The sequence below is a fragment of the Streptomyces sp. NPDC053755 genome, assembly GCF_040677675.1.
GTDB lineage: Bacteria > Actinomycetota > Actinomycetes > Streptomycetales > Streptomycetaceae > Streptomyces.
The window spans coordinates 1-12,235 of the sequence record NZ_JBFASK010000043.1; the positions used below are offsets into that span (position 1 = coordinate 1).

At 74.5% G+C, this 12,235-nt stretch carries 10 protein-coding genes; 3 read left to right on the forward strand and 7 right to left on the reverse strand.

What is annotated here, in order from left to right; genetic code table 11:
* Window positions 1-52 precede the first annotated feature (52 nt).
* Together AB0K65_RS28650 and AB0K65_RS28655 are read right to left on the reverse strand one after the other, a co-directional pair.
* Complete coding sequence (locus AB0K65_RS28650) at window positions 53-1,426, reverse strand: FAD-dependent oxidoreductase (protein WP_365721518.1); 1,374 nt, start codon at window positions 1,424-1,426, stop codon at window positions 53-55.
* A gap of 27 nt (window positions 1,427-1,453) precedes the next feature.
* Window positions 1,454-2,419: a DUF4349 domain-containing protein gene (locus tag AB0K65_RS28655; protein ID WP_365721520.1), complete on the reverse strand. Its 966-nt coding sequence runs from the start codon at window positions 2,417-2,419 to the stop codon at window positions 1,454-1,456.
* 141 nt (window positions 2,420-2,560) lie between these two features.
* On the opposite strand from AB0K65_RS28655, the gene hemG reads away from it, so the two are divergent.
* Both hemG and hemQ read left to right on the forward strand, forming a co-directional pair.
* Entirely contained in the window at window positions 2,561-4,204 is a 1,644-nt protein-coding gene (hemG, locus tag AB0K65_RS28660) for a protoporphyrinogen oxidase (RefSeq protein WP_365721522.1), read from the forward strand.
* Between the two features lie 91 nt (window positions 4,205-4,295).
* On the forward strand, window positions 4,296-5,009 hold the full coding sequence (gene hemQ / locus AB0K65_RS28665) for a hydrogen peroxide-dependent heme synthase (protein ID WP_365721523.1): 714 nt from the start codon (window positions 4,296-4,298) through the stop codon (window positions 5,007-5,009).
* An 8-nt stretch (window positions 5,010-5,017) separates the two neighbouring features.
* Here the strand turns inward: hemQ and AB0K65_RS28670 are convergent, their stop codons facing one another.
* The 5 genes from AB0K65_RS28670 to AB0K65_RS28690 all read right to left on the reverse strand — a co-directional run bounded on the left by AB0K65_RS28670 (window position 5,018) and on the right by AB0K65_RS28690 (window position 11,463).
* Window positions 5,018-6,685 carry an alpha/beta hydrolase gene (locus AB0K65_RS28670; RefSeq protein ID WP_365721524.1) on the reverse strand — a complete coding sequence of 556 codons (1,668 nt, stop codon included), beginning with the start codon at window positions 6,683-6,685 and terminating at the stop codon, window positions 5,018-5,020.
* 155 nt (window positions 6,686-6,840) lie between these two features.
* Window positions 6,841-7,890 carry a TIGR04222 domain-containing membrane protein gene (locus AB0K65_RS28675; protein ID WP_365721525.1) on the reverse strand — a complete coding sequence of 350 codons (1,050 nt, stop codon included), beginning with the start codon at window positions 7,888-7,890 and terminating at the stop codon, window positions 6,841-6,843.
* A gap of 7 nt (window positions 7,891-7,897) precedes the next feature.
* Window positions 7,898-9,487, reverse strand: coding sequence for a DUF692 domain-containing protein (locus AB0K65_RS28680; RefSeq protein WP_365721526.1), 1,590 nt, complete (start codon window positions 9,485-9,487; stop codon window positions 7,898-7,900).
* A 386-nt stretch (window positions 9,488-9,873) separates the two neighbouring features.
* Window positions 9,874-10,623: a DUF4142 domain-containing protein gene (locus tag AB0K65_RS28685; RefSeq protein ID WP_365721528.1), complete on the reverse strand. Its 750-nt coding sequence runs from the start codon at window positions 10,621-10,623 to the stop codon at window positions 9,874-9,876.
* Window positions 10,624-10,767: 144 nt separating this feature from the next.
* Window positions 10,768-11,463 (reverse strand): peptidyl-tRNA hydrolase, encoded by a 696-nt coding sequence (locus AB0K65_RS28690; RefSeq protein ID WP_365721530.1) that lies wholly within the window; start codon window positions 11,461-11,463, stop codon window positions 10,768-10,770.
* 72 nt (window positions 11,464-11,535) lie between these two features.
* On the opposite strand from AB0K65_RS28690, the gene AB0K65_RS28695 reads away from it, so the two are divergent.
* Window positions 11,536-12,213 carry an AIM24 family protein gene (locus tag AB0K65_RS28695; protein ID WP_365721532.1) on the forward strand — a complete coding sequence of 226 codons (678 nt, stop codon included), beginning with the start codon at window positions 11,536-11,538 and terminating at the stop codon, window positions 12,211-12,213.
* The last annotated feature ends 22 nt before the right edge of the window (window positions 12,214-12,235 follow it).

The window sequence follows — 12,235 nt, forward strand, 5'->3', positions numbered from 1 at the left end:
GACGCCGCGGGGCCCGCCCTCCGGGCGGACGGCGCCACTTTCGAAACACGCCCTAACCGGCCGCCCGGACGGCCGCCAGCGCCTTCCGTGCCGCCACCAGGACCGGGTCCCACACCGGGGAGAAGGGCGGGGCGTAGCCGAGGTCCAGGGACGTCATCCGCTCCACCGTCATCCGCGCGCTCAGCGCCACCGCCGCGATGTCCACCCGCTTGCCCGCGCCCTCGCGGCCCACGATCTGCACCCCGAGGAGCCGGCCCGTCCGCCGCTCGGCCAGCATCTTCACCGTCATCGGCGCCGCCCCCGGGTAGTAGCCCGCGCGGCTGGTCGACTCCACCGTCACCGTCACGTATCGCAGGCCGACCGCCCGGGCGTCCTTCTCCCGCAGCCCCGTCCGCGCGATCTCCAGCTCGCACACCTTCGACACCGCCGTCCCGACCACGCCCGGGAAGGTGGCGTAGTCGCCGCCCACGTTCGATCCGATGATCTGACCGTGCTTGTTGGCGTGGGTCCCCAGGGCGATGTGCCGCTCACGCCCCGACACCAGATCGAGCACCTCGACGCAGTCGCCGCCCGCCCACACGTTCTCGTGGCCCCGCACCCGCATCGCGAGATCGGTGAGGAGCCCGCCGTACGAGCCCGTCGGCAGGCCGGCCGCTTGGGCGAGTGTCGTCTCCGGCTCCACGCCCATGCCGAGGACCACCACGTCGGCCGGATACTCGGCGTCCTCCGTGGCCACCGCGCGGACGCGGCCGTCCTCGCCCGTGAGGACCTCCGTCACCGCCGCCGAACCGACCGTCGTGATGCCCAGACCGTCCATCGCCCGGTGCACCAGCCGGCCCATGTCCGGGTCCAGCGTCGACATCGGCTGCTCGCCGCGGTGGAGGACCGTCACTTCGTAGCCCCGCTTCAGCAGCGCCTCGGCCATCTCCACCCCGATGTAGCCCGCGCCCACGACGACCGCCCGCCGGCCGCGCGTCCCCTCCAGGGAGTCGAGCAGCGCCTGGCCGTCGTCAAGGGTCTGCACGCCGTGCACCCCCGGCGCGCCGATGCCCGGCAGCGCCGGCCGGACGGGGCGGGCGCCGGTCGCGATCACCAGCTTGTCGAAGCCCGTCCACGCCTCGCCGCCCGACTCCAGGTCCTGGGTGCGCACGCGCTGCCCGGCCAGGTCCAGTTCGGTCACCTCGGTCCGCATCCGCAGATCGATGTCCCGCGCCCGGTGCTCCTCGGGGGTGCGGGCGATCAGGTCGTCGCGCTCGTCGACGTCGCCCCCGACCCAGTACGGGATGCCGCAGGCCGAGAACGAGGCGAAGCGGCCCCTTTCGAAGGCGACGATCTCCAGCTGCGAGGGCTCCCGCAGCCGGCGTGCCTGCGACGCGGCGGACATGCCCGCCGCGTCACCACCGATGACCACCAGTCGTTCACTCATACGAACACGCTACGTCGAGGGGGCCGTTCAGTCCTGCCGCTGCGCCGGAGGCGCCGTGGGCAGGTCGGATCCCGGCATCGGGAAGGGGCGCGGGGGCAGCTGCGGTGCCGGACGGCGGGGCAGCCGCGGCTTGATCAGCCGGCGCCACACCACGTACAGCACAGCGCCCACCAGCATCCACGGGGCCAGGGCCGCCAGCACGACCAGGATCCAGGCGAGCGCCGTCACCAGCGCGTTCCAGCCGCCGGCGAGCGCGTCGAGGAAGCCCGGACGGTCCTCGTCCTCCGTCGCCCGCGCCGACTCCTTCTCGCTGAGCACCAGGGTCACCGTCGCCATCGTCGTACGGTCCTTCAACGACGCCTGCTGGGCCAGCAGCGCCTCCAGATCGGCCTGACGGCGGTTCAGCTCCCCTTCCAGGCTGACCACTTCGCCGAGCGTCGCCGCCCGGTCCATCAGCGCGCGCACCCGCTGCACGCTCGCGCGCTGGGTGGCGATCCGGCTCTCGACGTCCACCACCTGATCGGTGACGTCCTTCGCCTCCGCGGTGCGCGACAGGAGCCTGCCGGTGCCCGCCAGCTCGCTCAGGACCGCCTCGTAACGCTCCTGCGGCACCCGCAGCACGACCCGCGAGGTCGTGTGCGCGTCGTCGGTCCGCTCGGTCGACTCGTTCGCGACATGGCCGCCCGCGTCCCGCGTGACCCGCCGGGCCGTGGCCAGCGCCTTCGTCGCGTCCGCGACCTCCACGGACAGCTCGGCGGTACGGATGACGTGCTGCCGGGGCGCGGCGGGCTTGCGGGCCGCGGCTCCCTGACCCTGCTGCTCCTGCCCCGACGCTTCCGCGCTGTCGGCCGCGCCGCCGGCGCCCCGGGCACCCTCGGCCCCCTTGGCGTCGCTCAGGCTCGCCTTGTCGCCGGCGCCGTCCGACGCCGCGCAGCCGGTCAGTGCCAGTGAGGCCGCAAGGAACGCCACGGCCGCCATGCGTGCTCCACGCATCCGATTCCCCCCCAAGGGTGGTGGTGAGTGTCGCCGGTTCGACGTACGAGAGGGGGCGAGGGGTTGCCCTCGTCCGGTAGCGAAGTGATCACGTTCCGGCCTCGGAACGGCTCGGGCGGGGCGATTTGAGAGAGTGGACCCATGAACGCGGACACCACGGGCAGGTCGCTGGGGCACGTCGTCGTCGTCGGGGGCGGCATCGCCGGGCTCGCCGCAGCGCACCGGCTGGCCACGGCGGGCGTGCGGGTCACCCTCCTCGAAGGCGGCGACCGCCTCGGCGGCAAGCTGCTCGCCGGGGAGATCGCCGGCGCCCCCGTCGACCTCGGCGCCGAGTCGTTGCTCGCCCGGCGCCCCGAGGCGGTCGCCCTCGCGGGCGCCGTCGGCCTCGCCGACCGGCTCCGGGCACCGGCCACCACCACCGCGTCCGTGTGGTCACGCGGCGCGCTGATCCCCATGCCCAAGGGGCACGTGATGGGCGTACCGGGCGACGGCGGAGCGCTCGCGGGGCTCCTCTCCGACCAGGGCGTGCGCCGCGTCGGCCGGGACCTCGAACTGCCGCCGACCGACATCGGCGACGACATCGCCATCGGCGCGTACGTCGCCGAACGGATGGGCCACGAGGTCGTCGACCGGCTCGTCGAGCCCCTGCTCGGCGGCGTCTACGCCGGAGACGCCTACCGCATCTCCCTCCGGGCCGCCGTACCGAAGCTCTTCGACGCCGCCCGCGCCCACCCCACGCTCACCGAGGCCGTCCGCGCCGTGCAGCGGGCGGGGGCCGCGACCCCCTCCGACGCGGCCGGCGCGGCCACCGGCCTCGGCGGCTCCGCCTTCATGGGCATCGAGGGCGGCATCGGCACCCTGCCCGCAGCGGTGGCGGACGCGATCCGCGCGGCCGGCGGCGAGATCCTGACGCACGCCCCCGTGACGGAACTGCGCCGCGTGGCGGCGGGGGACGGTGGTGCGAACGGGGGGAGCGACACCGACGTGCCCAGCGGCCGCGTGGACGCCGCCGCCACCGCGGGGCTGACCTCCGCCACCGCGGGCCTGGCCTCGGCCGCCGTGGCCGGAGCCGCCGTGGCCTCCGCCTCGGCCGCCGCCCGGCTGTCGGCCGCCACCGCCGGCACGGACCGGGACACACGCTGGCGGATCGTCGCGGGCGACCGGGTGCACCACGCCGACGCCGTCGTCCTCGCCACGCCCACCTGGGCCGCCGCCGCGCTCCTCGCCGAGGAGGCGCCGGCCGCGGCCGCGCAGCTCGACACCGTCGAATACGCCTCGATGGCGCTCGTCACCTTCGCCTTCCGGCGGACGGACATCCTGCGCCTGCCCGGCTCCGGCTTCCTCGTGCCGCCCGTCGACGGACACACCATCAAGGCGTCCACCTTCTCCAGCCAGAAGTGGCAGTGGGTCGCGGACGCCGCACCCGACCTCTTCGTCCTGCGCACCTCCGTCGGCCGCTACGGCGAGGAGGAGCAGGTCCACCGCGAGGACGCCGACCTCGTCGCGGCCTCCGCGAAGGACCTGGCCGCCGCCACCGGTCTGGCCGCCCGGCCCGTCGCCACCGCCGTCACCCGCTGGATCGACGGCCTGCCGCAGTACCCGGTCGGCCACCTCGCCCGGGTCGCCCGCGCCCGTCGGGCCGTCGCCGAACTGCCCGGCCTCCGCCTCGCCGGGGCCGCGTACGACGGCGTCGGCATCCCCGCCTGCATCGCCTCCGCCCACCGCGCGGCCGACGAGATCCTGGACGGGATCGCCGGACCGGCGGCGGGGGAGGGGCGGCGGTGACGGCGGGAAGGACGGCCGGGGAGATCATCGCCACGTCGGAAACCACCGACCCTGGTGCGGGGCACTGTCCGTGACGGGCGAGAATAGGCGTATGAGTGCGCCCGAAAAGATCCCGAACGCCGGTAAGAAGGCGAAGGACCTCAACGAGGTCATCCGCTACACCCTGTGGTCCGTGTTCAAGCTGCGCGACGTCCTGCCCGAGAACCGCGCCGGCTACGCCGACGAGGTCCAGGAGCTCTTCGACCAGCTCGCCGCCAAGGACATCACCGTCCGCGGCACGTACGACCTCTCCGGTCTGCGGGCCGACGCCGACCTGATGATCTGGTGGCACGCCGAGACGAGCGACGAGCTCCAGGAGGCGTACAACCTCTTCCGCCGCACCAAGCTCGGCCGTGCCCTGGAGCCGGTCTGGTCCAACATGGCCCTGCACCGCCCGGCCGAGTTCAACAAGTCGCACATCCCGGCCTTCCTGGCCGACGAGACGCCCCGCGACTACGTGAGCGTCTACCCCTTCGTGCGCTCCTACGACTGGTACCTGCTGCCGGACGAGGACCGCCGCCGGATGCTCGCGGACCACGGCAAGATGGCCCGCGGCTTCCCCGACGTCCGCGCCAACACGGTCGCCTCCTTCTCGCTCGGCGACTACGAATGGCTGCTCGCCTTCGAGGCCGACGAGCTGTACCGGATCGTCGACCTCATGCGCCACCTGCGGGCCTCCGAGGCGCGGATGCACGTCCGCGAGGAGGTCCCCTTCTACACCGGCCGGCGCAAGAGCGTCGCCGAGCTGGTGACGGGTCTGGCCTGACGGCCGGACTACCGACCTGGTGACGACCCGGCGCCCAGCCGGGCCGTCGCCCCTCGACCCGGAAGATCAGACGGCGGACGGAGTTCCGTGCGCCGCTCCAGCGACACCGGGTCCGGCTCCGGGTGCGGCGCGCATGACGCGCGCCGCACCGGCGTCTTTCCGGGGACCTCCCCGGTGAGCAGGTACGTCTCCAGATGGCGGTTCACGCAGGCGTTCGGCCCGCCGCCGATCCCGTGCGTCCCCGCGTCCCGCTCGGTGACCAGCGCCGATCCGCGCAGCCTGCGCTGCAGCTCGAGGGCCCCCTCGTACGGCGTGGCCGCGTCCCGCTCGGCGGCCAGGATGAGCACCGGCGGCAGCGCCCCCTCCCCGGTCCGCACGTCCAGCGGCTTCTGGCGCGGCTCCTTCCAGTAGGCGCAGGGCAGGTTCATCCAGACGTTGTCCCAGGTCTCGAACGGCGCGATCTTCGCCAGCCGGGTGTTGTCCCGGTCCCACACGGCGAAATCCTCCGGCCAGGGGGCGTCGTTGCACTCCACCGCCGTGTAGACGGCCGTCCCGTTGCCCGGGTCCGGGCCGCCCTTGTCCGCCGCCGCCCCCTGGGGAACGGCCTGCTCGATCAGCGGCTTCGGGTCGCCCTTCAGATAGCGGGAGAGCGCGGCGGCCCGCGAGGGCCAGAACCCGTCGTGGTAACCGGCCTGGATCATGGCCGCGTGCAACTGCCCCGGGCCCACCTTCCCGCCCGCCGGCCGCGCCGCGAGTTCCACGCGGACCTTCTCGTAGCTCTCGCCCACCTCGTCCGCCGTGGACCCCAGGCCGTACACCGCGTGGTGCTTGGCCACCCAGGTGCGGAAGTCCGCCCACCGGCGCTCGAAGGCGAGCGACTGGTCGAGGTTGTTGACGTACCAGACGTGCCGGGGATCGGGGTGGACCGGCGCGTCGAAGACCATCCGGCGCACCCGCTGCGGGAAGAGCGTCGCGTACAGCGCGCCGAAGTACGTGCCGTACGAGGCGCCCATGTACGTCAGCTCCGCCTCGCCGAGCGCGGCCCGCAGCACGTCCAGATCGCGGGCGTTGTTGAGCGAGTGGTAGTGCCGCAGGCCCGCTCCGGTGCGCTGCGCGCAGCCCTGGGCGTAGGTCTTCGCCCGTGCGACGCGTTCCCGCTTGAAGACCTCGGACGGCTCCGACGGCGCCAGGGTGGGGCCCTTGGCGCGGTCGGCGGGATCCTGGCAGGACACCGGTGCGGAGCTGCCCGTCACCCCGCGCGGGGCGTAGCCGATCAGGTCGTACGCGGCGGAGATCCGCTTCCACGCCGGCGCCTTCGCGACCAGCGGGAACGACGTCGAGGAGGCGCCGGGGCCGCCGGGGTTGTACACCAGCGCGCCCTGGCGTGCGGAGGCCGGACCGGAGGCCTTGACCCGGCTGACGGTGAGCCCGATCCGGGTGCTGCCGGGGTCCGCGTAGTCGAGGGGGACCCGGACCGTGCCGCACTGGACGGACGAGGGGAGCTTCTCGGCCGCCGGGCACACGCCCCACTGGATGCCCTCGGTGGCGGCCCGGCCGGCGGCGGCGAGGAGGCCCCGGGTCTCGGCGGGCGGTGTGTCCAGGGCTCCGGCGGGGGCCACGGCCAAGGACGTGAGGACCATCGAGCCGAGGGCTCCGTACAGCGCGAGCGTTCTCATCGGCCCTACCCTTCGTACGCGCGCAGGCAAGCGGGAACAAAGGGATCGTTGGCGGGCGGAAGCGGGAAGTAAAGGACCGTCGCGTGGTGTCGGGGCGAATGCCCCCGACGCGCCCCCCCCCCCCGAGCGGGGGGACGCGTCGGCGGCAGGGCGGGTCAGCCGCTGGAGCCGCCGCCGCAGCTCGAACCGCTGCTGCTGGAGCACGAACTGCCGCCGGAGCTCGAACTGGAGCAGGAACTCCCGCTCGATCCCGAACAGCTGCCTCCGCCGCCCCCTCCTCCGCCGGAGCACGAGCCGCCGGAGCAGCCGGCCCCGCCGCCCCCGCCCGCGCCGCAGCCGCCTCCGCCGCTCTCGCCGCCCGCACCGGCCGCGCACCACACGGTGACCAGGGCCGCGTAGGAGTCGGTCGAGGACGAGTGGCTCCGGTGGGCCCGGCGGGCACCGCCGCCCGACGGGCGGGGGACGCGGATCCGGGCCGCCGTCAGCAACTGCTCCCGCAGCATCGGGTCCGGCAGGGCGCGCAGCCCGAAGAGGGCGACCAGATGGCCGGCGTCGGCGAGATGGCCGTGGTCCCGGCCGTACGCGGCGACGGCGCCGAGGCCCGCCGGGGTGATCCGGCGTGCGGCGATCGCTCCGCAGACGGCGGCCGTGACACCGGCCCCGATCAGGGCCGGCAGGACGATGAGGAAGAAGGGGACGGACAGGCCGCTGTCGTCGGGGCCGGCCATCTGGAAGACGGTGAGGATGAGCGTGAGGGGCACCATCGCGAGGCAGCCGATGCCCACGGAGACGCTCCAGCGGATCGCGGAGCGGCGGACGGGGGGCGTCACGATCAGCCCGCGTGCCGCCAGGCCGTCGCCGATCTCCTGCACGGCCGGGTGGCGCATCGTGACCAGCCGCAGATGGTGCAGCGCGCCGTGCGGGGCCCCCGCGTGCTCGTGGAGCAGGGCGCGCTCGACGTGGTCGTGGGCGGTGGGGCGCAGGACGGAGACGATCCCCGGGCCGCCGACCGCGATCCGGCCGTCCGCCTGGAGGGCGGCGATCGCGGCGTCGACGACCCTGGCCGGGCCGCCGTTGAGGAAGGCGGCCTCGTGGCGGTCGTGGACGGGTCCGCCGATGCCGGAGCGGGTGCGGGCGGTCCTGACGATCAGGACGACCACGGCCGCGGCGGCGGCCAGGTAGTACAGGACGGCGAGTGTGGTCATCGGTCTCTCACCTTCGTACGAGCGCGGCGCGGGCGGCCCGGGCCAGGCGGGTGACCCGGCCCGGCGGGCGGGAACCGGAACGGTCCTGCCACCACTGGGTGAGCCGGTGTCGGGCATCGGGGTCTTCGGGGTGTCCGGCGACGAGCAGGTGCTCGACGAAGTCGAGCGCGTCGCGTCGGTAACCACCGCTCATGGGACGGGACTTGGCGTAGGCGAGGAACGCGGGCCGGTAGCCGGCGGCGAGTATCTCCGGAAGCTCGGGGGCGACCTTGGCGATCACGTCGGCGCGCTTGGCCGCGAGCGCCCGGCTCTGCACCCCGAGCCTTCGCGCGTCGAAGCCCTCGGGCGCGGGGGTCCCGGCGACCAGCGCGGAGAGCAGCGCGGCCTGGGCGAGGGCGACGCGCTCCCGGGCGGGGGCGTGGTCCGGGTGGTCGGCGGCGTGACGCGGCGAGGGGTCGCCGGTGGCGGGGGCGGGCGTGGTGGCGGCCGTGCCGGAGCGAGTGCGGGCGTCGGCGTCGGCACCGGTGCGGCCCGTGACCACGCCGGAGCCCAGGGCGAAGCCCGGGTCGGCGCCGCGCCGGGTCTGGGGCCTGGCGGGGGCCGCCCCGACGCCCGGCCCGGGACCCGACACCCGGCCCGGGATCGTCGCCTCCGCCGCCGTGGGGGCCTGCGGCGGAGCCGGCGGGATCGGCATCGGGCCGCCGGAGACGCGGGCACCCGCGCCGATGAGCAGCGTGCCCTCGGCACGCGCCTCCCGGCGCGCCCGCCGGTGACGGCCCGCCGCCACCGTCTCGCGGATCGAGGACAGCTCCGCCGCCAGTTCCCCCGGCGGCGGGAAGTGGTCGTCCCGTTCCAGCAGGACGCCCGGCGGGGCGACCCGGGAGGCCAGGTCGGCCAGGACCGCGAGGACCGGAGCCGTCACCGGGTGGGCGTGGGTGTCGTGCCAGACGCCGTCGCGCTCCAGACCGCCCGCGACGTGGACGTACGCGATCGCCTCGACCGGGAGTTCGGAGAGGGCCTTCGCCGGGTCCTCGCCACGGTTGACGTGGTTGGTGTGGAGGTTGGCCACGTCGATCAGGAGCCGTACCCCCGTACGCTCCACGAGCTCCGCCAGGAACTGCCCTTCCGTCAGTTCCTCGCCCGGCCACGCCACCAGCGCCGCGATGTTCTCCAGGGCCAGGGGAACCGGCAGCGCGTCCTGCGCGATCCGGACGTTCTCGCAGAGCACGTCGAGCGCGTCCCAGGTGCGGGGCACCGGCAGCAGGTGCCCCGCCTCCAGGACCGGCGACGCGGTCAGCGGGCCCCCGGCCCGCACGAAGGCGATGTGCTCCGTCACCAGCGGCGCCCCCAGCGCCGTCGCCTTCGCCGCCAGCTCCGCGAGCCGCCCCGCGTCCGGCCGGTCCGCGCCGCCGAGCCCCAGGGACACGCCGTGCGGGACGACCGTGACCCCGCGCGAGCGCAGCCGCGTCAGGGAGTCGGGGAGGTGGCCGGCGCAGAGGTTCTCCGCGACGACCTCCACCCAGTCGACGCCGGGCAGCCCCTCCACCGCGTCCGCGATCTCCGGGCGCCAGCCGATGCCGATACCGAGTTCCGTCATGTCCCCCTCCTTCAGTCCCCGGTGTGATGGCCCCGCCGGATCCGTTCGAATCCAGCCGGAGGGACGTTCAGAGGTTGATTTGAGGTTCCGGGACCGGCGGGCCGTCCCCGCAGCTCTCACCGGCCGCGGAGCGGCTTGCCCGTGAAGCCGGGGGCGGTGGCCTGAAGGGCCGCCAGGGCAGCGCGTACGAGAGGGCGCGCCGGGGCAGCGCCCGCCGGTCGGCCCGGCGACCGGACGGGTCACCGGATACGACGGGACCGCCGCTTCCCGCGAAGCGGCGGTCGCACGGGCGTCGTCCCGGCGCCGGACGAGGTCCCTTCCCCGCCGGGCCGAGAGGGAGCCGGACGCGCGGTCCGGCCCTGGGACCGGTCCGGCGCGCGGCCCGGCTACGAGTGCGGTGTCACGATCCCCGCCTCCGGCACCGGGCGGGAGGTGAAGGACTGGTCCGTGCCCGAGGGCAGGACGGGCGTGGGGACGGCGGGCGACGGCACCACCGGCGGCCCGGTCGGGCTCGACGTCTTGCGCCCCGCGGCCTCGTTCGCCAGCGCGTCGAAGTCCACCATCCCGGTGGCCTCCAGCATGGTGATGTGGTCGAGCACGGTCTGGTTCGCGTCGCTCGCCAACTGGCGGATCAGTGTGTTGCGGGTGGTGTGCCGGACCTCGGCGACCAGCGCGAAGACCTTGCCGTGGGCGTTGCGCAGCAGGTTCGCGAACTTCCGCTCGTACTCCTCGCCGCGCGCCGCCGTCAGCTCCCGCAGCCACGCCTGCTGCTGCTCGGTGGGCTGGTTGGGCAGCTCCACGCCCAGCTTCGCCGCCACGGTCCTGGCCCGCCGGTCCAGGTCCGTGTGGCCGACGACCAGATGGTCGCCGCACTCCACGATCGCCCGGCTGGGCGCGCGCTCGATGGCCTGCTGGCCGGCCGGGAGCTCCCAGAGCCCGGCCAGCCGCACCTTCACCAGGAAGTCCCGGTCGGTGGCCGAGAGCGGACCCCATTGGGTGGCCACGGACGAGGCGTTGAGATTCGCCTCCCCGGTGCCGGAGCGGTCGGCATAGGACCAGACGGGGAAGGCGAGCGCGCCGACCGTGGCGACCAGCGCCGCGATGATGAGTGCCGTCCCGTTGACGCGTAGCGACAAGGTGTCTCCCGTACGTTCGGTGTACCGCAGACTGAACCGCCATCCGGGCAGCGGTTCAACCTCCTTGGCGATATGAGGAGATACGCACGGGGCGACGCGAGCGTTCAGTGACGGGCACACCGGATCCGGGACCTCCCGGCCGGCTCAGCCCACCGGCGGACCGGGAACCGGGAAGTCCGAGACCACCGTGCAGGAACCGGGGGCGATCTCCGTGAAACCGGCGTCCCGCACCACCGGCAGCCCGCTCGCCGTCAGCGCGGCCCAGCGTGCCGGGTCGGCCGTCCGCACCGCCAGCGGGAAACCGGCCTCGCGCCAGGCCTTGCGGTCCGGCTCCGGCATCTCCCACCAGAGCAGCTGCGCCCCGTGGCCGGCCTGTGCCATCGCCTTGCCCGCCGACATCTCCAGCTCGGGGTTGAGCCACAGCCGCGCGGCCCCCTCCGGCGCGGCGCCCGGCTCGGCGGGATCCTCCAGGTCGGTGCCCGAGACCTGGAGCTTGGCCAGTTCCCTGGGCCAGCCGTCCAGCGGGACCGGCGGGAACACCCGTACCTCCGCCTCCTCCCCGTGCACGGTGATGCCGGGGAGGGCGGCGGCCTTGCGCCACTCCGCGCCGCGCGCCCGGCGCACGACCTTGCGGATCCGGGCGTCCTGCCAGTCGTCCATGACTTCCGCCCACTCCCCGTCGCCGTGCGAGCGCTCGTCGGCGAGGATCGCAAGGACGGCGCGGGCGGCCGTCTGCAAGGCGTCGGTACGGGCGGGGGGTCCGGCCCGCTCGATCCGCACGACGAGGGGCAGGACGAACTGGGGCTTGTCGTCACGGGAATCGGTCTCGTTGCTGCTCACCCGGCAAGTCTGCCACCGCGGGCGACGGGCGATTCTTGTAGGAGCGACACCTTCCGGGTCAGGATGCACCTCATGAAGAGCGATCTGTTCTCCGGCGAGCACCTTGCCGAGGCCGCCGCGTATCCGGGGATGACCCTCCAGAACGCCAAGGCCGTCAAGTACACCGTCGACGGCGAGATGCACGCGCGCCAGGGCTCGATGATCGCCTTCCGGGGCGACCTCCGGTTCGAGCGCAAGGGGCAGGGCATAGGAGGCATGCTCAAGCGCGCCGTCACGGGCGAGGGCCTGGCGCTGATGGCCGTCCGCGGCCGGGGCGAGGCGTGGTTCGCGCACCAGGCGCAGAACTGCTTCATCGTCGAGATCGAGCAGCACGACTCGCTCACCGTGAACGGCCGGAACGTCCTCTGCTTCGATGCGACCCTCTCGTACGAGATCAGGACGGTGAAGGGCGCCGGCATGACCGGCGGGGGACTCTTCAACAGCGTCTTCTCGGGGCACGGGAAGATCGCCCTGGTCTGCGAGGGCACCCCGATCGTCATCCCCGTCACCCCGCAGGCGCCGGTCCACGTCGACACCGACGCCGTCGTCGGCTGGAGCGAGCGCCTGCAGACGTCGCTGCACCGCTCGCAGTCCTTCGGCTCGATGATGCGGGGCGGCTCGGGCGAGGCGGTCCAGCTCAAGCTGGAGGGCGAGGGGTTCGTCATCGTCCGGCCGAGCGAGCAGACCCCGCACAAGGCGTCGGCCAACTGACCACGCCGACGCCGCGACTGGA